At 72.8% G+C, this 21,258-nt stretch carries 24 protein-coding genes; 16 read left to right on the plus strand and 8 right to left on the minus strand.

The features are described 5' to 3' along the window. Positions 1–532 precede the first annotated feature (532 nt). The 7 genes from M2163_RS27810 to M2163_RS27840 all read left to right on the plus strand — a co-directional run bounded on the left by M2163_RS27810 (position 533) and on the right by M2163_RS27840 (position 10,427). A complete protein-coding gene (locus M2163_RS27810) occupies positions 533–2,743 on the plus strand; it encodes a glycogen debranching N-terminal domain-containing protein (RefSeq protein WP_280895350.1) in 2,211 nt (736 codons plus the stop codon). Between the two features lie 76 nt (positions 2,744–2,819). Then, positions 2,820–3,989, plus strand: a complete 1,170-nt coding sequence (locus M2163_RS27815; protein ID WP_280895351.1) for a glycosyltransferase family 4 protein — start codon at positions 2,820–2,822, stop codon at positions 3,987–3,989. A gap of 322 nt (positions 3,990–4,311) precedes the next feature. Next, positions 4,312–4,614: a hypothetical protein gene (locus M2163_RS27820; protein ID WP_280850137.1), complete on the plus strand. Its 303-nt coding sequence runs from the start codon at positions 4,312–4,314 to the stop codon at positions 4,612–4,614. Between the two features lie 154 nt (positions 4,615–4,768). After that, the gene (locus M2163_RS27825) at positions 4,769–4,963 is read left to right on the plus strand and encodes a hypothetical protein (RefSeq protein ID WP_280850136.1); all 195 of its coding nucleotides are present in this window, start codon (positions 4,769–4,771) and stop codon (positions 4,961–4,963) included. A 103-nt stretch (positions 4,964–5,066) separates the two neighbouring features. Further along, positions 5,067–5,489, plus strand: coding sequence for a DUF3052 domain-containing protein (locus tag M2163_RS27830; protein WP_280850135.1), 423 nt, complete (start codon positions 5,067–5,069; stop codon positions 5,487–5,489). Between the two features lie 424 nt (positions 5,490–5,913). After that, the gene (locus M2163_RS27835; RefSeq protein WP_280895352.1) at positions 5,914–6,807 is read left to right on the plus strand and encodes a glycosyltransferase; all 894 of its coding nucleotides are present in this window, start codon (positions 5,914–5,916) and stop codon (positions 6,805–6,807) included. Positions 6,808–7,178: 371 nt separating this feature from the next. Next, positions 7,179–10,427, plus strand: a complete 3,249-nt coding sequence (locus tag M2163_RS27840; RefSeq protein ID WP_280895353.1) for a BTAD domain-containing putative transcriptional regulator — start codon at positions 7,179–7,181, stop codon at positions 10,425–10,427. On the opposite strand, the gene M2163_RS27845 is transcribed toward M2163_RS27840, so the two are convergent. The 3 genes from M2163_RS27845 to M2163_RS27855 form a co-directional block, all read right to left on the minus strand. Beyond that, a complete protein-coding gene (locus M2163_RS27845) occupies positions 10,428–12,119 on the minus strand; it encodes a bifunctional 3'-5' exonuclease/DNA polymerase (protein WP_280895354.1) in 1,692 nt (563 codons plus the stop codon). Positions 12,120–12,192: 73 nt separating this feature from the next. Further along, a complete protein-coding gene (locus M2163_RS27850) occupies positions 12,193–12,942 on the minus strand; it encodes a Clp protease N-terminal domain-containing protein (RefSeq protein ID WP_280850131.1) in 750 nt (249 codons plus the stop codon). A 49-nt stretch (positions 12,943–12,991) separates the two neighbouring features. Beyond that, positions 12,992–13,624, minus strand: a complete 633-nt coding sequence (locus tag M2163_RS27855) for a LysE family translocator (RefSeq protein ID WP_280895355.1) — start codon at positions 13,622–13,624, stop codon at positions 12,992–12,994. Between the two features lie 228 nt (positions 13,625–13,852). Here M2163_RS27855 and M2163_RS27860 point away from each other — a divergent pair, with 228 nt between their 5' ends. Continuing rightward, a complete protein-coding gene (locus tag M2163_RS27860) occupies positions 13,853–14,908 on the plus strand; it encodes a DUF2786 domain-containing protein (protein ID WP_280897329.1) in 1,056 nt (351 codons plus the stop codon). Here M2163_RS27860 and M2163_RS27865 read toward each other — a convergent pair. The 4 genes from M2163_RS27865 to rpmB form a co-directional block, all read right to left on the minus strand. Beyond that, the gene (locus M2163_RS27865) at positions 14,889–15,428 is read right to left on the minus strand and encodes a DUF4232 domain-containing protein (protein ID WP_280895356.1); all 540 of its coding nucleotides are present in this window, start codon (positions 15,426–15,428) and stop codon (positions 14,889–14,891) included. The two genes, M2163_RS27860 and M2163_RS27865, sit on opposite strands and share 20 nt — an antisense overlap. Positions 15,429–15,781: 353 nt before the next feature. Next, complete coding sequence (locus M2163_RS27870; protein ID WP_280895357.1) at positions 15,782–16,291, minus strand: hypothetical protein; 510 nt, start codon at positions 16,289–16,291, stop codon at positions 15,782–15,784. Positions 16,292–16,358: 67 nt separating this feature from the next. Further along, the gene (rpsN, locus tag M2163_RS27875; protein WP_280850128.1) at positions 16,359–16,664 is read right to left on the minus strand and encodes a 30S ribosomal protein S14; all 306 of its coding nucleotides are present in this window, start codon (positions 16,662–16,664) and stop codon (positions 16,359–16,361) included. Further along, positions 16,664–16,900 (minus strand): 50S ribosomal protein L28, encoded by a 237-nt coding sequence (gene rpmB, locus M2163_RS27880; RefSeq protein ID WP_280895358.1) that lies wholly within the window; start codon positions 16,898–16,900, stop codon positions 16,664–16,666. Before rpmB ends, rpsN begins: the two co-directional genes overlap by 1 nt. 62 nt (positions 16,901–16,962) lie before the next feature. Here rpmB and rpmG point away from each other — a divergent pair, with 62 nt between their 5' ends. From rpmG to M2163_RS27920, 8 genes are all read left to right on the plus strand, one after another. Then, positions 16,963–17,127, plus strand: coding sequence for a 50S ribosomal protein L33 (gene rpmG / locus M2163_RS27885; RefSeq protein ID WP_015658813.1), 165 nt, complete (start codon positions 16,963–16,965; stop codon positions 17,125–17,127). A gap of 2 nt (positions 17,128–17,129) precedes the next feature. After that, positions 17,130–17,378, plus strand: coding sequence for a type B 50S ribosomal protein L31 (locus M2163_RS27890; protein ID WP_280850125.1), 249 nt, complete (start codon positions 17,130–17,132; stop codon positions 17,376–17,378). Beyond that, positions 17,378–18,556 carry a GTP-binding protein gene (locus M2163_RS27895; protein ID WP_280850124.1) on the plus strand — a complete coding sequence of 393 codons (1,179 nt, stop codon included), beginning with the start codon at positions 17,378–17,380 and terminating at the stop codon, positions 18,554–18,556. The genes M2163_RS27890 and M2163_RS27895 overlap by 1 nt, the downstream gene beginning before the upstream one ends. After that, on the plus strand, positions 18,556–18,801 hold the full coding sequence (gene rpsR / locus M2163_RS27900; protein WP_280850123.1) for a 30S ribosomal protein S18: 246 nt from the start codon (positions 18,556–18,558) through the stop codon (positions 18,799–18,801). The genes M2163_RS27895 and rpsR overlap by 1 nt, the downstream gene beginning before the upstream one ends. A gap of 64 nt (positions 18,802–18,865) precedes the next feature. Next, positions 18,866–19,237 (plus strand): VOC family protein, encoded by a 372-nt coding sequence (locus M2163_RS27905; RefSeq protein ID WP_280895359.1) that lies wholly within the window; start codon positions 18,866–18,868, stop codon positions 19,235–19,237. A gap of 10 nt (positions 19,238–19,247) precedes the next feature. After that, positions 19,248–19,616 (plus strand): metalloregulator ArsR/SmtB family transcription factor, encoded by a 369-nt coding sequence (locus tag M2163_RS27910; protein ID WP_280850121.1) that lies wholly within the window; start codon positions 19,248–19,250, stop codon positions 19,614–19,616. Beyond that, positions 19,613–20,074 carry an SRPBCC domain-containing protein gene (locus M2163_RS27915; RefSeq protein ID WP_280850120.1) on the plus strand — a complete coding sequence of 154 codons (462 nt, stop codon included), beginning with the start codon at positions 19,613–19,615 and terminating at the stop codon, positions 20,072–20,074. The genes M2163_RS27910 and M2163_RS27915 overlap by 4 nt, the downstream gene beginning before the upstream one ends. Before the next feature lie 148 nt (positions 20,075–20,222). Beyond that, entirely contained in the window at positions 20,223–20,465 is a 243-nt protein-coding gene (locus M2163_RS27920; protein ID WP_031042736.1) for a DUF397 domain-containing protein, read from the plus strand. 89 nt (positions 20,466–20,554) lie between these two features. On the opposite strand, the gene M2163_RS27925 is transcribed toward M2163_RS27920, so the two are convergent. Then, positions 20,555–21,052 carry an ATP-binding protein gene (locus tag M2163_RS27925; RefSeq protein ID WP_280850119.1) on the minus strand — a complete coding sequence of 166 codons (498 nt, stop codon included), beginning with the start codon at positions 21,050–21,052 and terminating at the stop codon, positions 20,555–20,557. Between the last annotated feature and the right edge of the window lie 206 nt (positions 21,053–21,258).

Genomic DNA, 21,258 nt, shown 5'->3' on the forward strand with positions numbered 1-21,258 from the left:
GCTTGCCACTGAGCCGCCGCTGGCTCGCCGGTCACGCGCCGCTGACCCGCCGCTCACGCGCAGGTCGCTCCGCCGCTCGCACGCCGGTGGCTACCCATTTGCCTGCCTGCCGGTCGCTCGCCACTCGGCCGCCCACTTGCCCGCCGACCGCTCGCCGCTCACGCGCCAGTGGCTTGCTGCTCGGCCAGCGGTGGCCGGCCGATTGCTCGCTGCTCACGCGCCCGGCGGTCGGCCTCTCGCCCGCCGCCCACGCGCCAGGAGGCGCCCCCTTGGCCGCAGGTTGCTCGACGCTCATGTGCCAGGGGTCGCCCCCTTGCCCCCGGTCGCTCCGCCCCTCGCGCGCCATTGGCTCGCCCGACCTCGCATGATGGCTGCGGCGGCACCCAGCCGTTAAGGTGACTCCCCATCAAGCGGCTGCCTCTCGGGTGATTTGTCCGGAGCGCCCTCGCTGCTTGCGGGGCTGCGACGACCGCCCGCAGCCTGGGCCGGCACGGTCGCGGTGGGCCTCGCGGCGCTTCGGAAAGGTACTTCAGTGAACGACTCCGCCTCCCCTCAGACGGGCCGTCAGCCGTTTCTGGACGACACGGTGATCTGCCTGGCCGCGCCGTCGTTCGCGATGTCCTCGGAGGACGGGCAGCTGCGGGGAACCGGGGTCGACGGCTTCTACGACCAGGACCGCAGGCTGCTGCACACGCTCAGGCTGCTCGTCGACGGCCAGGAACCGGAGCATGTCGCCCACCGCCCGGAGGGCTCCCGGGAGGCGCTGTTCAGGGCGGTGTGCCGGTCCTCCGAGGACCCGACGTCCGCCCCCTGGCTGCTGGTCGCGCGCGAGCGGACCGTACGGCGGCCGGACCGGGGGGAGTCGGGTGACGCCGTGCTGGTGCAGAACGTCAGCGGCCGTACGGCCCGGTTCACGCTCTCGGTGGTGGCCGGCACCGATCTCGCCGACGTGGCCACGATCAAGGCCGGCCTGCCCGTCGACGACGTCCCCTGCGAGCAGGTGGAGGGTGTCGTGCCCGCGGTGCGGTGGCACAGCCCGCACGACAACAGCGAGGTCGTGCTGCGGACCGAGCCCGTGGCGGCGGCAGGGGGAGGGGGCCGGCCGGTGCACACGCCGGCCGGGGGCGGGACCCCGCCGGTGATCACGCCGGTCGCGGACCGCCCCGGTCAGGTGGAGTTCCGTTGGGAGCTGCTGCTGGCGCCGGACGAGGAGTGGTCCGTACACCTGCTCGTGCACGGCAAGACCACGACCGTGGCGGGTTATCCGGTGCCGCCGCGACAGGACGCCCCCTGGCAGCGTGCAGAGGTGGTCGGGCACGAGCGCATGGCCGCGCTGCTGGCGCGGGCCCTGGCCGACCTGGAGGCGCTGCGGCTCGCCGAGCGGAACAGTTCCGCCGAGGAGCGCGAGGACCAGTTCCTGGCCGCCGGATGCCCCTGGTTCCTGGGCCTGTTCGGCCGCGACAGCATCTGGGCGGCCCGCATGATGCTTCCGTTCGGTACCGGGCTGGCCCGCGGCACGCTCTGGGCCCTCGCCAGGCGCCAGGGCACCCGCCACGACACATTCACGGACGAGGCACCGGGCAGGATCCTGCACGAGCTGCGCCCCGCGGAAACCCGGCACGGCGACGGCATGGTGCTGCCCGCCCGTTACTACGCCTCGGTGGACGCGACCCCCTTGTTCGTCGTGCTCCTGCACGAGGCGTGGAAATGGGGCCTCGCCGGGGAGGACGTCGCCGCGCTGCTGCCCCACGCGAGGGCCGCCATGGGCTGGGTCGAGCAGGCGATGGACGCCAATGACCTGATCAGCTACGGCAAGGGTCGCGCGGACGGGCTGCTCCACCAGGGGTGGAAGGACTCGCCCGACGCGATCCGGGACGCCGAGGGGCGGCGGGTCGACCCGCCCATCGCCCTGTGCGAGGTCCAGGGATACGCGTATCAGGCCGCCGCGGGGTACGCCGAACTCCTCACCGCGCTCGGGGGAGATCAGGGGGAGGCCGCGCGCTGGCGGGAGCGGGCCGAGCGACTGCGTGCCGCCTTCCACCAGTTCTTCTGGGTCGAGAGGCGGGACTGCCGACGCTATCCGGCCATCGCCGTCGACGGCGGCGGCCATCCGGTGACCGGCCCGGCCTCCAACATGGGGCACCTGCTGAACTCCGGCATCCTCCAGGACGACAAGGAACACCGGTGGGTCGCCGAGACACTCATGTCCGACGAACTGCGCACCCCCTGGGGGATCCGCACCCGCTCCGCGCACCTGGCCGGATTCAACCCGTTCAGCTATCACGGTGGTTCGGTCTGGGCCCATGACTCCGCCATTGCCGTGCACGGGCTCGCCGTCACCGGTTTCGTCGAGGAGGCCGCGACACTGCTGGGCGGCATGCTCGACGCGGCCGCCCACTTCGACTACCGGCTCCCCGAGCTGTACGCGGCCTACCCGTCGTCCCGGTTCGGGCGGCCGGCGCCGTATCCGCCCTCCTGCAGGCCGCAGGCCTGGGCGGCCGCGTCGGCGGCGCTGCTCTGCTCCGCGATGCTTCGACCGGATGTCGATGTTCCGGGCCGCCGACTGGCGCTACGGCCGATCGCGCCCTCACTCATGGGACTGAATTCCCCCTACGCTGTTCGGGGATTGAGGCTCGGTGAACGCTCGGTCGACGTGCGCGTCGACATCGACGGCGGCGCGGAGGTACTCGGCGTCGACGGCACGGAGTGGCGCATCGAGGCATCCCGGTCCCGCACGACCTGACGCACAGCGGTCCCCGACGAGAGGGAGATACGTGGTAGGCGGTGGGCCAACAGAAACGCGGTGCTCCATAGCTCTCGTGCACTGGGCCTTTCCGCCTACGGTCGGAGGCGTCGAGTCACATCTGGCCGACTACGCCGCCCTGTTGGCGCGCCGCGGGTACCGGGTGACCCTGCTCACCGGTGAGACGCGGCCCCAGGCGGTCGACCAGGTCGACATCCTCACCCACCCCCTGCTGCGGCTTGCCGAGTACCACCGCACCGCCCTCGGCGGGGCGAGGAGACGGCTCACGCCCCTCGAACAGCGGCAGGCCGCCGAGCTGTTGGAGTGGCTCACCCGGACCGTGGACAGCCGGGGGATACAGCTCGTGCACGGACACAACCTGCACCACTTCTCGCCGGTACCGGCGCTGGCGCTGAGCCGGCTGCGGGAGCGCACCGGCACGCCGTTGCTGCACACCTACCACAGCATCTGGCCCGAGGACCCGTGGACGGCTCAGTTCTGCCGGTCGTGGGACGGCCACTACGTGGTGTCGGACTACCTCGCGTTCGCCTGCCGCACCCATCTGGGCATCCGTGCCCGGCGCACCTATCTGGGGATCGCGACCAGCCGGTTCCGTGATCTGCCGCCGCCGCGCCACAACGGCTCCAGCACCGTGCTGCTGCCCGCCCGTCTCATCCCGGACAAGGGCGCGGAGCTGGCCGTCCGCATGCTCGGCAGGCTCCGCCGGACGGGGCTGCCCGTCCGCCTCGTGCTGACGAGCCCGCACGAGGTCGTCGACTGGCACGAGGAACAGCAGGGCTTCCTCCTGCGGCTCAACCGGCTCATAGACGACCTGCGCCTGCGCCCCCACGTGGACCTGGTCCCCACCCCCAAGGAGCTCATGCCGCGGCTGTACGCACAGTCCCACGTGGTCGTGTACCCCTCGGACTACCCTGAGCCGCTCGGCCTCGCGCCGCTGGAGGCCATGTCCGCCGGACGGCCCGTGGTGGTCACCGCGACCGGCGGTCTGCCGGAGGCCGTCATCCACGGCAGGACGGGATACGTCGTGACGCCGGGGGACCTCGATCAGCTCGGGGAGCGGGTGCGCGGCCTCATCCTCGACCCGGAGCTCTCCGGCAGGCTGGGGCAGCAGGGGCGCAGACACGTGGAGCGGCAGTTCAACCTCCACACCTACGTCGACAAGATGTCCACGCAGTACGCGGCGTTCGTGGAGGACCGCGTCGAGGGGCTGCCCCGGAGCGGCTAGGTGCGCGTCCCGCGGGTGTGAGTGGGCCGTCTCAACGGCTGCTGGTTGCTCGCGACGCAGCCTCGTGAGTCGTCCCAGGGGCCGCGGTTGCCGCGACGCAGCGCCCGCGCGCACCAGCCGACGAACACCGCGTCGCCCGGTGCACCGAAGGCCGGCGGGCGACGCCCGCTGCGTGGGCGTGGAGGTGATGGCGGGTCCATCAGCTCAACCCGGCCCAAGGGGCCGACGGAGCCGCCCTCGCCGAGGTCACCCGCTGATCCGAGAACGCGGCGCCCTAAGATCAACTTCGACCAACGCAAGCCCAATATGGGGGAAACCACTCATGACCAAGCGCATTTCCGCCCTGGCCGTCTCCGCGGCGATCGTCGGAGGCCTCTTCCTCACGTCGGTGCCCGCTCAGGCCGCCCCGTCGGCCGGCGAGGTGTCGATCAAGGCGTCCGCCACCTGCAACAAGTCCCAGATGCGCCAGCAGATCGCGAGCCTCAAGACCAAGGCCGCGAAGCTGAAGCAGCTGGGGGAGAACGCGGCGGCCAGGAAGGCGCTCAGCGACGCGACCGCCCTGCAGAGGAAGCTCGACGCGTGCATCAAGGCCGAGGAGGACACCAGCAAGCCGTTCCCCGGCTAGATTTCCGGTTCCGTGCTGTGGCGCTGTCCGAGGGGGGCGAACCCCAAGGGCCGCGCCACGGGCGCCTGTTTACCGGTTACCGCCAATAATCGCCCGCCCGCTTTGGCGGCCCGCCGCCCTGCGGCACCCCTCACGACGCGGCTAACGTCCCGGCATGAGGCGACGCAAGCGCATCGGAACGAGCCGCACCAGGTCCTTACGACGCATGCGGGACAGGACGATCCAGCGCCGGGCCGACGTCCGGGCCGGCGGCTGGCGCAGACGGTTCGGGCGCCGGGCCGAGCAGGCGAGGCCCTGGCTCCAGTTCCTCGCCGACCTCGCCACGCTGCTCGCGCGGGTGGTGCGGTAGCCGGTCCGGGCGCCCGCCCCGTGACGCCGTGTCCGCGCGGACATCCTCCGCCGGGCCCATCACGATGGGGTGGACGGGGCTGGACCAGCGCGGAGGGTGCCGTATGTCAGGAACCGGACCGGCGGGCGGCTACTCCGCCACGCCGCTCGCCAGGAAGCTCGGCATCAAGGCGGGCCACCGGGTACGGCTCGACGGCGCGCCCGACGCGTGGGACATCCCCGGTCTGCCCGACGACTGCGAGGTCACCGCCGGCGGCACGCGCGGCGCGGATGTCGCCCTGACCTTCCACCGCGAGTACGCGCGACTCGCCGCCGAGGCGGACGACCTCGTCGCCGGCCTCGCGGACGACGCCGCCCTGTGGATCGCCTGGCCCCGCAGGGCCGCCGGACACGTCAGCGACATCACGGAGAACGCCCTGCGGGAGGTCTTCCTGCCGCTCGGTGTCGTCGACGTGAAGGTCGCGGCGCTCGGGGAGGACTGGTCGGGCCTGAAGTTCGTGCGGCGGAAGGAGAACCGGCGGGGATGACACGGGGAGGTGTCCACGCCCGCGCGCCGACCTGCCCACCACCACCTGCCCCCTGCTCGCCACCACACCGCCCCTGCTCGTCACCACACCGCTCCGGCTCGCCATCACCCGCCCCTGCTCACCACCGCGCGCTCCGGCGCGCACCCGCCCCTGTCCGCCACCACCCGCCCCCACCCCGCGGGGCCCGCTCACGCCGGACGGACGACGACCGACTCCTCCGGGTGAACTGCCCCCCTGCCCCGCCCCCACCCTCTCCCATACCGGAGAAGTCCTTACCGTGAACGGCTAGCATCGCGCCGGTCGACGCCCGTCGTAACGCCGCCCGGAACCGTCGGGACGCGAGGACGCGAGGACGCGAGGGCGCCAGGACGCGAGGGCGCCAGGACGCGAGGGCGCCAGGACGCAGGGGACGAGGTGAGGGCACATGGACGCGCCGAGGATCGCCGTGGCCGTCGTGACGATGGGGAACCGGCCCGACGAGGTCGACGCCCTGTTGCGCTCCGTGGCGAAGCAGGACATCGCCCCGGCCCGGATCGTGATCGTGGGCAACGGCTGCCGGCTGCCCGAGTTCGCCGAGCGGCTCTCCCTGCCCGGCGAGGTCACCACCCTCGCCGTCGAGGAGAACCTCGGCTGCCCCGGCGGACGGAACGTGGCGCTCGCCCGGCTGCGGGACTTCGGGGACGTGGACGTCGTGGTCGAACTGGACGACGACGGCCTGCTCGTGGACGCCGATGTGCTGCGCCGGGTACGGGAGTTGTTCGCGGCCGATGAGCGGCTCGGCATCGTCGGCTTCCGTATCGCCGACGAGAGCGGCGAGACCCAGCAGCGGCACGTGCCCCGCGTCGGCGCCTCCGACCCGATGCGCGGCGGCTATGTCACCGGGTTCCTGGGCGGCGGGCACGCCTTCCGTACGGCCATGCTCGCCGAGACCGGGGACTGGCCCGCCGAGTTCTTCTTCGCCCACGAGGAGATCGACCTGGCTTGGCGGGCCGCGGACCGCGGCTGGCGCATCCTGTACGCGCCCGAACTGCTCCTCCAGCACCCGCGCACCTCACCGGCCCGGCACGCCGTCTACTACCGGGTCAACGCCCGCAACCGCGTCTGGCTGGTCCGCCGCCGGCTGCCCCTGCCGCTCATCCCCGTCCACCTCGGCGTGTGGACGGCACTCACCCTGCTGCGGATCCGCTCGTCGAGCGGGCTGCGCGCCTGGTTCGGAGGGTTCGTCGAGGGCCTGCGGGAACCGGCCGGCGAACGGCGGCCGATGCGCTGGCGAACGGTGTGGCACCTCACCCGGCTGGGACGCCCGCCCGTGATCTGAGGGCCCGGGGTCACGACTCCGGGTGGACAGGACGAGGGTCCCGGTCGTTCACCTCCACCGACCGGGACCCTCTCGCGTCCCACGGATCCGGCCACGACGGCGACACTCCCCCGAGTTGCGCGTCGTACGCGCGCGCCCTCGGGCCAGATCCGATGTTGTGATCACATCAGGTTGCGCCAACAAATCGCTAACATGTGGCCAACGCATCTACGTTTTGTTGTCCGCCGCTTGGCGCGAAGTCGACGGCGGCGATGGGGGACCGACGGTGTGCAACCGCGGAGCGACAGTGGATTCCGGCAGCCGCCGGCGTCGGACGGCTGGCGGGAAACCGCTGTGAAGAGGGCGGGTTTCCGCCAGAAGTGGGCGGCGTGATGGGGCGCGGATCGCAGTCGGGGCTGCGGTTCGGACTGCTCGGGCCGCCGGTTCTGTACGACGGCCGGGGCGGCGCCGGTGTGCGGGTGGTCGGCAGCCGCAAGCAGCGGATCCTGCTGGCCGCCCTGCTCCTGGAAGCGGGCCGGGTCGTCTCCACCAAGTCCCTCAAGGAGGCGCTGTGGGGGAGCACCCCGCCCGCCTCCGCGAAGGCCTCGCTCCACAACCACGTCTCCAGGTTGCGCCGGCTGCTCGACGATCCCGAACGGCTGCAGGCGGTCGCCCCCGGCTACCTGCTGCGCGTCGCGCCGGGCGAGCTCGACGTGCAGGTCTTCGAGAGCCACGCCACCCGGGCGCGCAGGGCGCACGCCGAGGGGGACTGGCCCGAGACCGTCCGGGCCTGCGCGGCGGCGCTCGCGCTGTGGCGGGGCGCACCGCTGAGCGGGGTCCCCTCCGAACTCGCCGGATACGCCCTGGTCCAGCGCCTGGAGGAGGCCCGCCTGCTCCTCCTGGAGTGGCACTACGACGCCGAGCTCGCCCTCGCCGCCACCCGCCCGGACGCCCTCGTCCCCGAACTCTCCGCGCTGGCCGCCGAACACCCGCTCCGCGAGTCGTACCACCGCCAGCTGATGCTCGCCCTCCACCGCACCGGCCGCCAGGCAGAGGCCCTCGCCGTCCACCGCGATCTGCGCACCCGCCTGATCGAGGAACTCGGCGTGGAACCGGGACCGGCGGTCCGCGAGGCACATGTGGAGGTGCTGCGCGGGGGAGACGGGGGCGGCCACGCCGACACCGCGACGGACCCGACGTCCCCGGCCGGACGTTCAAGGGCGGACACAACTGGCGTGACAGGGACGGCTGTTGCAGGTTCGCTCCCCGCAAGTGCTACGCGCGGAGATGGCCCGCCCGCAGTCCCTCCGTCATCCCCTGCCCTCCCCGCCCCGTCCCCTGCCGCCGATCAGCCGCCCCCCGCCCCCGAGAACCCCCTCCCTCTGCCCCGTCCCGCCCAACTCCCTCCACCACCGCGCCACTTCACCGGCCGTGTTGTCACCCGGGAGGGTCTCCGCCGTGCCCTCACCCCCGACGGCGGTCCGGCCGTCGGGGTCGTCAGCGGCATGGCCGGCGTCGGCAAGAGCGCGCTCGCCCTGCATGTCGCCCATGAGCTGCGGGAACGTTTCCCCGACGGCCAGCTCTACGTCAACCTCCAGGGCGCCACCCCGGGCATGACCCCCCTCACCCCGGCCCAGGCCCTCACCGCCCTGCTCCGCGACCTCGGCGCCGACCCGCGCAGCATCCCCGAACACCCGGACGCGGCAGCCGCGTTGCTGCGCTCGCTGCTCGCCCCCACCCGCACGCTGATGGTCCTGGACGACGCCGCGAGCGCCGCTCAGGTGCGCCCGCTGCTGCCGGCCGGCGGCGGCTGCGCGGTGATCGTCACCAGCCGCTCCCCCCTGACCGCCCTCGACGACGCCCACCGCTTCCCGCTCTCCCCGCTCTCGGCCGAGGAGAGCGCGCAGTTGCTGCGCGCTGTGTCGGGCCGCGACGCCCGCGAGGCCCCCGGCGCCACGGGCGACGCTCCCGATGTCGGCAGTACCCCTGCCGGCACCGGCGCACCCACGGTCGGCACCCCCGATGAGGCCGCCCGCATCGACGCCACGCACCCCCTCATCGAACTCACCGGCCGCCTCCCGCTGGCCCTGCGCGTCGTGGCCGCCCGCCTGGCCGCCCGGCACGCCCTCACCCCCGACGTCCTCGCCGACCAACTGGCCGCCACCGAGGACCGGTTGCGGCACCTGGAGTACGACGACCTCTCCGTCCGCCGCTCCCTGGCCGTCGCCCACGACGCCCTGGCCGCCTCCGGCCGCCGCTCCGACCGCGACGCCGCGCTCACCCTGTGCCGTATCGGCGCCCTCGACCTGCCCACCTACGGCGTCCCCCTCGTGGCCCGCCTCCTCGGCACCGACGGCACCGACGAGAGCCGCGCCGAGGACGCCCTGGACCGTCTCGTCGACGTGGCCCTCCTGGAGGAGAAGGCGTACGGCCGCTACGCCCCGCACGGTCTGGTCCGCGACTTCGCGCGGGAACTCGCGTGCGCCGGGCACGCCCCCGACATCGCCCGCACCGCCCTGCGCTGGTACGCGGCCGTCGCCGAACGCGCCCTCACCGCGATCGTCGAACCCGGCCTCGACCTGGAGGACCGCCGCCGCCCGACCGCCGCGCAGCCGCCGGAGCACGCGGCGCACGTACTGGCCATCCCGCCGTTCCCCTCCTCCGAGAAGGCCTTCGCCTGGGGCGAGTCGGAACTGGAGAACATCGTCGCCCTGGCCGAACAGCACACGGACACCCCCGACGAACGCACCGCCGCCCATGTCTCCACCCTGCTGCGCCTGCTCTCGCCCTTCCTCCAGCGCAGCGGCCGGGTCGCCGAGACGGAGGTCCTCGGCCGGGCCGCGCTCACGGTGGCGCGGCGGCTCGGTGACGAGGAGGCCGAGGCGTGCGCCCTGGGCGACCTGGCCGGCCTGCACTTCCTGACCGGCCGGCACAGCCGGGCCCTCGCCCTCAACGACCGGGCTCTCGCGATCTGGCGGCGCCTGGGCAGGGACTCCTGGACCCGCCGCTGCCTCAACAACCGGGGCCTGCTGCTCGAAGGCCTGGGCCGGTACGCCGAGTCGGGACAGGCGCTGCGCCAGAGCCTCGCCTACGCGCGGCAGTTGAACGACCCGTTCGGCGAGGCCGTCACCCACAGCAACCTGGGCAACCTGTACGAACACACCGACCCGCGCGCCGCCATCGAACAGCACCGCCGTTCGCTAGCCATCGGCGAGGAGACCGGCAGCGTCGTCGTCCGGCACTCGGCGCACTGCAACATCGGCTACGCCCATCTCACCCTCGGCGAACCGGCCGCGGCGACGGCGCACTTCGAGGAGAGCCTGCGCATCCTCGGCAGCCCCGGCGACTGGCACGGCGAGTCGCAGAGCCGCCTCGGCCTGGTCCGCGCCCTGCGCCTGATCGGTCACGCCGAACGCGCCGCCGCCGAGTGCGCGGAGCTGCTGCGCCGCGCGGACGCCCGCGCCGACCGCTACACCGGCGCCCTCGCCCGCCACCAGCACGGACTCCTGCTGCGCGAGCGGGGCAGGACCGAGGAGGCGTACGAGCAGTGGCGGGCCGCTCTCGACGCGCTGGACGGCACGGACGAGAAGGCGGTGCTCCAGGAGCTCATCGCCCTGCTCGACGACTCCGGTCTACGGTGATCACTTCGCGTCCGCGTAGCATCGCACGACCGCCGTCGTGAACGGGAACCGCACCGGAGTCTCACCGAACGTCAGCCGCCCGGCCAGGTCCGACGCCTCCCTGATCGCCGCGACGACCGCGTCTGCCTCCTCCTCGGGACAGTGCACGATCACCTCGTCGTGCTGGAAGAAGACCAGTTCGGCCGCCATCCCCGCGCAGGCCTGCCGCAGCGCGGCGAGCAGCAGCAGGGCCCAGTCGGCGGCGCTGCCCTGCACCACGAAGTTCCGGGCGAAGCGGCCGCGGGCGCGGGAGTCGGTGGAGGCGTACCCCGGCACCCAGGCGTCCTCGCCGGAAGCGGGCGGCCCGGCCGGGTCGTCCTGGGGGATGCCCGCCTCCTCCGCGTCACCTGCCCCGGCCGCGGGCGGGCACGTCCGCCCCAGCCAGGTCCGCACCAGCCGGCCCTCCTCGCCCGCGCGGGCCGCCTCGTCGACGTAGGCCACCGCCTTCGGGAAGCGGCGTCTGAGCGCGGCGAGGTTCTTCAGGCCGTCGCCGGAGGTCTGGCCGTAGACCGCGCCGAGCACGGCGAGCTTGGCCTGGGCGCGGTCCCCCGAGAAGGCCCGGTCGGAGACGGACTGGTAGAGGTCGCTCTCCCGTCCGGCGACCTCCATGAGCCCCGGGTCGCGGGAGATGGCCGCAAGGACGCGCGGTTCCATCTGGTCGGCGTCCGCCACGACGAGCCGCCAGCCGGGGTCGGCGACCACGGCACGCCGGATCACCTTGGGGATCTGCAGGGCACCCCCACCGTTGGTGACCCATCTGCCCGTGACGGTCCCGCCCGCGAGGAACTCGGGCCGGAACCGCCCGTCCCGCACCCAGTCCTGGAGCCAGGTCCAGCCGTGGGCGACCCAGATGCGGTACAGCTTCTTGTACTCGACCAGCGGCTTCACGGCCGGATGGTCGAGGGACTCGATCTCCCAGCGCCTGGTCGACCGCACCTTGATGCCGGCCTGCGCGAAGGCCTTGACGACATCGGCGGGCAGGTCGGGCCGCACCCGGCGCCCGAAGGCCGCGGACACCTCGTCGGCCAGCTCGGCGAGGCGCCGGGGCTCACCGCCGCCCGCGTACCGCTCGCCGAGCAGTTCGTGCAGCACCTGGCGGTGGGTCTCGGCGCTCCACGGCAGCCCGGCGCGGTTCATCTCGGCGGCCACCAGCATTCCCGCCGACTCGGCGGCGGTCAGCAGCCGCATCCGGTCGGGGTGCGCTGTGGCGTCGTGCCGCCGCTGCTGGTCGGCGTAGACCTCGACGAGGTCGGTCAGCGGCACGTGGACGCCCTGCGGCTCGAACAGCGGGGACTGCGCGCCCGGTTCGGCGGCGCGCTGGGGCGGGTCGGGGGGCACGGGGCCGCCGCGCAGACGGGCCAGGGCGGCGACGGCCGAACGCGGCTCCCCGTGCCGGCCCTCGTGACCGAGCAGCAGGGTCTCGGCGTCCTCGATGTCGTAGCACCGCTCCACCCGCACCCCCGCCGCGAGCAGGCGCGGATAGACCTCGGCGGTGGACCGCCACACCCACCGGGCCACCTCCGGCCGCCGCCGCACGGCCTGCGCCGGATCCCGCTCCCGGAGCACCGGTCCCACGGGCAGCCCGTCGCCCCCGAGGGGGGCCACCTCCACGCCACCGTCCTCGGTTGGTGCGAGAGCCCACCGATCGTTCACATCTGCGAGTGTGCCAGCCGCCTCTGACAACGGACCTTCCGGGCGAAAGGGTGCCACGCCCCCGGTGGCCGCCTCAGCCCTGGGCGCCTTCTCCGGTCTGCTCCCCCTGCGCCTGCACGTACCCCTCCAGCTCCTTGGTGATGACCCCCTCCACCGGGTCCTTCGCGATGCCGAGGCCCGACAGCACGCCTGTGCCGTGTTCGAACTCCAGGAGGGCCAGCAGGATGTGTTCGGTGCCGATGTAGTTGTGGCCGAGCCTGAGGGCCTCGCGGAAGGTGAGCTCCAGGACCTTCTTCGCGTCGGAGCCGTAGGGCACGAGCTCGGGGGCGTCCTCGGCGGCCGGCGGGAGGGCGTCCGTCGCGGCCCGGCGGACGGCGTCGAGGCTGACCCCCTGGGCGACGAGCGCCTTCGCGGCGATGGCCTCCGGCTCGGCCAGCAGACCGAGGACCAGGTGCTCGGGACGGCCCTCGGCACTGCGGGCGGTGACGGCCGCGTTGTGGGCCGCCATCACCACGTTGCGGGCCCGTGTGGTGTACCGGCTGAAGCCCTGGTCGGCCGCCAGGTCCGCCGACTCCTTCGGCACGAACCGCTTCTGTGCCGCCTGCCGGGTGACGCCCATGCTCTTGCCGATGTCCGTCCAGGAGGCGCCCGAACGCCGGGCCTGGTCCACGAAGTGGCCGATCAGATGGTCCGCCACCTCCCCGAGGTGATCAGCGGCGATCACCGCGTCCTGGAGCTGGTCGAGTGGCTCGGCGTGGACCTTCTTGATGGCCGTGATGAGGTCGTCGAGCCGTACGGATGACGTGATGTCGGGGTTCGTCATGCTGTCAACCCTAGGTTGACAGTGGGGAGGTGTCAACCGAAGGTTGCCTCTACTTCGGCGAGGCCGCCAGCCGCACCGCGAGCCCCGTGAACACCGTCCCCGAGACGATGTTCATCCACCGGTTGACCCGCGCACTGCGCCGGATCACGTCCCCGAGCCGCCCGGAGAGCAGCCCCACACCGCCGTCCCACACGAACCCCATGACCACCAGCGTGGTCCCGAGCAGCAGCAACTGCCCCGGCACATGACCGAGCGACGGGTTCACGAACTGCGGCAGGAACGCCACATTGAAGAGGATCACCTTGGGATTGAGCAGATTGGTCACGGCGCCTTGCCAGAAGGCCCGCCGCATCCCCGCCCCACCGCCGGCGGTGTCCCCGCCCTGTCCCGGAACCGACCGGTCCCGGAACGCCTTGACCGCGAGCCAGAGCAGATAGGCCGCTCCCACCCAGCGCAGCACGTGGTACAGCGTCGGCAGGGTGTTGAACAGCGCCGACAGCCCGAGCGCCGCCGCGACCGTGTGCACGAGCATGGCGCAGGCCACGCCGAACGCGGCCATCACCCCGGCGGCGGGCCCGCCCCGGCCGCCCATCGCCACGATGAACATCATGTCGGGTCCGGGGGTGACACAGAGCGCGAAGGCGGCGACGAGGAAGGCCGCGTAGAGAGACATGTCCACCATGCCGCCATGCTCGAAGCGGCACGCGCGCGTGGGCGACCGGTTTTCGGAGAGTGAGACGATCGCCCCGTGAGCAGGAGCAAGGGCAACGGCAGCGGCAAGGGCAGCGGCAGCGGCAAGGGCAGCGGTAGCGGCAGGAGCAAGGGCGCGAGTGGCGGCGAGGGCGGCGACCCGCCCGGCACCGTCGACCGCGCCTTCCGGGCCGCCCTCTACGCCGACGACGACACCGCCCTGGACACCGGTGCCTCCCTCCTCGCCGCCGACCCCGCCACGGACGCCGAACTGGTCCGGCGCGGCGCCGAGTTCGTCGCACAGGCCTGGCGGCGCGGCTGGCAGCCCGCCGACGTCGTACGGATCGTGCGACGCGAGCTGGACGACACCCACGTGCGACTCGCCTCGGCCCTGATCCGCGCCCAGGCCCCCGACGACCGCCCGCGCGGTCCTCGCTGGGCCGCCCAGCTGGCCCAGCTGGAGGAGCCCGACGAGAACGCGCCCCGCCCCGACCGCTTCACGCACGCCGTCGCCGTACTGGAGCTGTACCGCCTGCTGCTGCGGCTGCCCGGGCTGGAGCCGCTGGAGGAGCCCCGGCGGGAGCACCGCGGCGGCGACGCCCGCGTGCTCGGCCGGATCCGCGCCCTGCTCGCCAAGGCGGAGGCGACCGGCTACCCCGAGGAGGCGGAGGCGCTCACCGCCAAGGCACAGGAGCTGATGGCCCGGCACAGTGTCGACGAGGCGCTGCTGGACGCCCGGGCGCCCGCGAAGGACACCCCCGGTGCCTGCCGGATCGGGGTCGAGCCGCCGTACGAGCAGGCGAAGGCGGTGCTCCTCGACGCGGTCGCCACGGCCAACCACTGCCGGGCGGTGTGGAACGAACCGTTCGCCTTCTCCACCGTCGTCGGCTTCGAGGGCGACCTGGCGGCCGTCGAGCTCCTGTACACCTCACTGCTCGTGCAGGCGCAGTCCGCGATGGCGAAGGCGGAGGCGGCCCAGCGGGCGGGTGGCCGCAAGCGCACCAAGACCTTCCGGCAGTCCTTCCTCGCCGCCTACGCCCACCGCGTCGGCGACCGTCTGCGCACGGCCGCCGAGACCCCGGTGACCGCCGACCTGCTCCCGGTCCTCGCCTCCCGCGAGGTCGCCGTCACCGACCGCATGGAGCGGATGTTCCCGCGGACCACCACGACCCGGCTGCGCGGGGTCAGCGACGAGGCGGGCTGGACCGAGGGTGCCCGGGCGGCCGACCGGGCGCAGGTCGGCAACCGGCCCCGGCTCAGTCGCCGGCCTGAGTGAAGGCGGTGAAGGAGGCGGTCGGGTCACCGGCGTTGCCGCCCTGGCCCTGGACCGGCCCGTACGACCACTTGAAGCTCTTCCGGGTGTCCGCGCCCGGCAGGCCGATCTCCAGCGTCTTCACGTCGAGGCTCGCCTCGGCACCGGCCTCGCCGCGCGTGTAGGTGAGGGTGATGGTGGCGGCCGTGCCCTTGGCCAGGGTCAGCTTCGTGGGCGTGGAGCCCTCCGTGGGCGAGAGGCTCGCCGACGAGTCCGCGGCGTTCAGGTCGATGCCGGGGAAGCCGTCCAGCGTGCACTCGGCGCTCTGGTTGGTGAACGTGACGGGGATGTTGCCGGTGTCCCCGGTGGCCGGGGCCACGCTGGCGGGTCCGACCTCGACGTCCATGGCACCGATCCGACAGGTGGTGCCGTTGCTCGGGCTCGCGGTGCTCTTGTCACCGCCGGAACTGTCGCTGTCGCCGGAGCAGCCGGTCAGGAGCAGGGCCGCGGCGAAGGCGGTGACGGCGAGGGGGGCGGCGCGCATGTGAAGTCCTCTGATGTGAGCGATCCGGTGCATGGATCATCACGCATGCCGCGGGCCCCCGGTTGCCCACCCCCACGGACGCCCTCGGCTACGGCCGCCCCGACGGACACCCTCGCCCCCGCCCCGCCGTCGCCCTCGGCTGCGGCCGACACCCACCGTGTGCCCGGCTGCGGCCTGATGTCCGCCGTAGTCGTCGGCTGCGGCCGGTGCCCACCGATCATCCAGGCTGAGGCCGATGCCTGCCGAGTGCTCGGCCACGGCTCGACGCCCACCGATGCCACGACTCTGCCCCGACTGCACCCGCCGACGCCCCCAACGGCCCGACGCCCGCCGCAGAGTCCCCGAGCCCCCCGCTACGACCCCAACTCCGCCGTCGGCAGCCCGCTGGGCAGCCGGCCGCCCTCGGCCCGGGTGTACGTCTCGGTGCCGACGCTGCCGGACCACTTCACCTTGAGCGTGGTCCTGCCCACCGCCTCCACCGTCCCCTCGCCCCGGTCGGTGTTGCCGTCCGCGCACTTGAGGCGGATGGCCGTGGCGCTCGCGCTGCCGCTGCACACCGTGCCGCCGGTGGCGAAGAGCCCGGCCTGGTCGCCGTTGACCAGGAGCGCCACCGCCTTGCCGCCGGTGGTGGCCAGCCAGCTGCCCGCGACCTCGCCGGACGCCGAGGACGACGTACCGCCCGAAGCCGCGGAGGAGGGGGAGGCGGAGGCCGACGGCGGCACGGACGCACTGGCGCTGGGCGACGCGTCGTCGTCCGAGCCCCCGCCGCTGCACGCGGTCAGGACGAGCGCGCCCACCAGCCCCGCGGCCGCGAGCCCGGCCCGCCGAACCGGCACAGTGCGCGAGAAGATCGCCGAAGTCACTGGAAGCTCCCAAGCTGTAGCGGTCGGCCGGATGACCGCAGCAAGCTACCAGCACCGCCCGCGCGGGCTACCAGGACGATTTGCGGACACCCGGCAGATGTCCCGCGTGCGCCTGCTCGCGCAGGCCGACCCGGGACAGACCGAAGGCCCGGAAGTAGCCGCGCGGCCGCCCGTCCACCTGGTCGCGGTTGCGCACGCGCGTGGCGCTCGCGTCCCGCGGCTGTCGTCGCAACTCCTCCTGCGCCGCGAGCCGTTCGGCGTCCGTGGACGACGGCCTGCGGATGATCTCCTTCAGTTCGGCCCGCCGCGCCGCGTACCGCGCGACGATCTCCTGGCGCTTCTCGTTCTTCGCGATCTTGCTCTTCTTCGCCATCAGACCTTCACTCCCCGGGCCCGGATGCGTGCGACGGCCGCCTCGACGCCGATCGTGTCGACGGTCCTGATCCCCTTCGCGCTCAGCCGCAGCCGTACGTGACGGCCCTCGCTCGGCAGCCAGTAGCGCTTGGACTGGATGTTGGGGTCGAAGCGGCGCGAGGTGCGCCGGTGGGAGTGGGAGATGCGGTTGCCGAAGCCGGGCCGGGCGCCGGTCAGCATGCAGTGGGCGGACACGGGTGATGCACCTCTCTCGGAGCAGTTGTGTAAATGGAATTCATTTTCAGTAAGATAGCAGCATGGCACGCAACGAACTCCGCCCGGTCATCAAGCTGCGGTCCACCGCCGGGACCGGCTTCACCTATGTGACCCGCAAGAACCGCCGCAACGACCCGGACCGTATGACCCTGCGGAAGTACGACCCGGTCGCCGGCCGCCACGTCGACTTCCGAGAGGAGCGCTGACCATGCGCGACGGAATCCACCCGTCCTACGGCCCCGTCGTCTTCCGGGACCGCGCCGCGAACCACGCCTTCCTCACCCGCTCGACGATGACGAGCGAGAAGACGATCGAGTGGGAGGACGGCCACACCTACCCCGTCGTGGACGTCGAGATCTCGAACGTCAGCCACCCCTTCTACACCGGCACCGCACGGGTCCTGGACACCGCGGGCCGGGTGGAGCGCTTCGAGCGCCGGTACGGAAAGAAGGGCTGATGCTCTCCGTCGTGATCGTCGGCGGGCTGCACGCCGACGCCCGCAAGGCGGCCGTGGCGGAGCTCCTCGCCGAGGTGCCGGGCAGTGTCGTCCTCCACCACGACCTGGCGACAGCCGCGGCCGGCACCGTCGTACGGACGATCCGTGACACCACCGGCGTCCTGTCCGCCGGTGAGGCGCCGCTGGTCAACGACTGCGCCTGCTGCGCGCTCCGGGAGGACCTGGTCCCGGAGCTGCGCCGCCTGGACGCGGCCGGGACCCTCCGCCTCGCGGTGGTCGAACTGTGGGACTCCGTCGAGCCCAAGGCGATGGCCGAGGTGGTCGCGGCCGCCGGTCTCACCGTCACCGGGGTGATCACAGCGGTGGACCCGGCACTCGTGCTTCCCTGCCTCGGCAACGGCGACGACCTCGCCGAGCGCGGCCTCGCCGCAGCGGCCACCGACCAGCGCACCGTCGCCGACACCTTCGCCCGCCAACTGGAGTACGCCCCCGTCCTGGCCGTCCTCGACTCCCCGGAGTCCGACGAGGAGGACCACGAACTGCTCACCCAGCTCCACCCGACGGCCCACCGGGTCCCGATCCGGGGCGGCGAACGGGCCGACGGGGCGGGCACCCGCCATCCGGCACGGCACTTTGCGCACTCACCCCTCGCCCGCGCCGCCCTCGCCGGATTCGACGTGGAGTCCGCAGCGGCCGCCCAGCATCCCGCCTGTGCCCTGCTGCCCGCCGAGGCCGACGCGCACGGTGTCGCCACGCTCGTCTGGCACCGCCGCCGGCCCTTCCATCCGGAGCGGCTGTACGAGGCGCTGGAGGACATCACCTGCGCCGCCGCCCGCAGCCGCGGCCGGTTCTGGCTCGCCGACAAGCCGGACGTGCTGCTGCACTGGGACGCGGCCGGCGGCGCCCTGTGCGTGGAGAGCGCGGGTCCGTGGCTCGCGTCGCTCCCCGACGCCGCCTGGGACATGGTCCCGCCGGTACGCCGGGCGGCCGCCGCGACGGACTGGCACCCCGAGCACGGCGACTGCTGCCAGCACCTCGTCTTCACCTCGCCCGGCCTCGACCGCGACGGACTCGAACGGCTGCTGGAGTCCTGCCTGCTGACCGACGCCGAGTACGCCGCCGGGCGCGACGCCTGGAAGCGCCTCCCGCCCGCCTTCGACACCCTCCTGGAGGTCTGATGCCTCGCAACTCCGACCGCAAGCACGACCGCAAGCCCGCCAAGAACCGCCCCAACCCGCTGGACGCCGCCGGGATCACCTACATCGACTACAAGGACACCGACCTGCTGCGGAAGTTCATCTCCGACCGCGGCAAGATCCGCAGCCGCCGCGTCACCCGCGTCTCCGCCCAGCAGCAGCGCCAGCTCGCCCGCGCCGTCAAGAACGCCCGAGAGATGGCACTGCTGCCCTACTCCAGCAGGTGAGGACGTATAGGTAGGAGATTCCCTACGCTTGACGCGTAGGGAATCTCCTACCTATTCTCGGTGCATGCCGATCACACACGCCTCGTTCGTCACCCTCCCCGTCTCCGACCAGGACCGCGCCCTGCGCTTCTACACCGAGGTCCTCGGTCTGACCGTCACCGCGGACCGGGACCTGCCCCAGGGCCGCTGGCTCCAGGTGGCCCCCGAGGGCGCGCAGACCGTCTTCACGCTCTCCGGCCCGGGCATGGGCGGCTTCGAGCCCGGCTCGGCCCGGGGGATCATGTTGGTCACGACCGACGTCGACGCGGACTGTGCGCGGCTCACGGAGGCCGGGCTTCCCGTACAGGGACCCGACGAGCTCCCGTGGGGCCGCATGGCCTCCTTCACGGACCCCGACGGCAACGGTCTGATGCTGCTGACGGAGGCACACCAGTAGGAAGGCCGGCATGACCGCACCGGGGCCCGTCGGGGCCGGGACCACCGAGGCCGACGCCGACCGCGTCTTCACCGCCCTCGCGAGCGCCGTGCGCCGCGAGGTGCTGCGGCTGCTGCGCGACGGCGGCCCCCAGCCCGTCCAGGCCCTGGCCGACCACTTCGACATGCGGCGCCCGAGCCTGTCCGAGCATCTGCGGGTGCTGCGCGAGGCCGGCCTCGTCTCCGAGCAGCGCTCCGGCCGGCAGCGCATCTACCGGCTGGAGGCCGCCCCGCTCGCCGAGGTGCAGGACTGGCTCCACCCGTACGAGCGGTACTGGCGCGGCCGGCTCAAGGACCTGGGCGCGCTCCTGGACCGCATGCCCGATGATGACGTGACATGAGCAGCGCACCGGACGACGATCCGACGGTCATCCGCGTCGACCAGTTCTTCCCGCACCCGCCCGCCAAGGTCTGGCGTGCCCTCACCGAGCCCGAGCTGCTCGTGCAGTGGCAGATGCAGGGGTCGGAGGCGTTCCGGCTCGAGGTCGGTCACCGGTACACCCTGACCTCCGTCCCGCGGCCCAACGCGAACTTCTCGGGCACCGTCGAGGTGGAGGTTCTCGCGTTCGAGCCGCAGCGGATGCTCAGGCTCCGGTGGACCGACGCCGATCCGGCCAACTCCGCGGACTGGACCCTCACATGGAAGGTGGAACAGGAAGGGCGCGGATCGCGTCTCTTCCTAGAGCACGAGGGATTTGATCCCGACGACCCCGCTCAGCTGATGGCCCGGACGATCATGGACGGGGGCTGGCGGACGCATGTGATGCGGGCACTGGGGCACACGCTGGAACGTATGTAGTGCCTCACACGTCACATCTGTAACCGCGGGAACACCCCTCGTGCACGTGCATCTGCTCATGCATCTGCACGTGAACAGAGCTATGATCCGGACCAGTTGATTACTGCATCACTGGCCACAAGGCCACCGCACCACCGGGGAGCGACCTGTGGACCTCGACGTGTACAACGGCATGACGGCCACGGATCTGCGCGGGGTGGCCTGGCAGAAGAGCAGACACAGCAACTCGCAGGGTTCCTGCGTGGAGTTCGCGCGCCTGCCGGACGGGGGAGTTGCGGTTCGCAACTCCCGTTTCCCGGACGGCCCCGCGCTCGTCTACACGCGCGCGGAGATCGAGGCGATGCTCCTCGGCATCAAGGACGGCGAGTTCGACCATCTGATCGCCGGTTGATCCCCGTCGCCCCGGGTCACCCGGGGCGACGGGGATCGCGCGGGGAGTAACGCGCGTAGAACCGCGGCGTCGAAAAACGCCGCGGTGTCTCACTCGGCGGAAGCGGCCGGGCCCGCGTGCGGCTGCAGCCGGAACAGCGCCCAGACCACCTTGCCGCCCAGCGTCCCCGCCATCGGATGCCAGCCCCAGCTGTCGCTGAAGGAGTCGACGAGGAACAGTCCGCGCCCCGACTCCGCCGAGAAGTCCTCGGAGTCGCGCGCGACCGGACTGTCCTGACTGGGATCGCGCACCGCGCACACCAGCCGCCCGGTCCACCGCATCAGGTGCAGCCGCACCGGCGGATCCTGCTCCCCGGTGAGCACGCCGGGTGCCGGCATCGCGTGCCGCAGCGCGTTGGTGACCAGCTCGGAGACGACGAGGCAGACGTCGTCGAAGTGGTCGCCCAGTTCCCACTGGTCGAGCGTTCTGCGGGTGAACCTCCGTGCGTCGCCCACCGCCTCGTAGCGGGCGGGCAGGGAACAGGAGGCGGCGTCGGACACGGCCGCGGGATCCAGCGGCGGAAGGCCCTGCCGTAACGGCTCGAGCATGGTCGATCCATTCATCCCCATGCGAGGCACTCCCGGGAACTCGCGGTCGTTGCGATGCAGCGGTTGCGCGGGACCATGGTTTCGGATGAGCGATGCAGATGCAAGGTGCAGATGCACGTGCACGTGACCGAATTGGCCCTACCCGTACCGCTTGTTGGCCATTTTTTCCGCCATCTTCTCCACTGTTTCTTGCCTCTTCCTCCCCA

It is taken from the genome of Streptomyces sp. SAI-135 (genome assembly GCF_029893805.1).
In the GTDB taxonomy this organism is placed as follows: Bacteria; Actinomycetota; Actinomycetes; order Streptomycetales; family Streptomycetaceae; genus Streptomyces.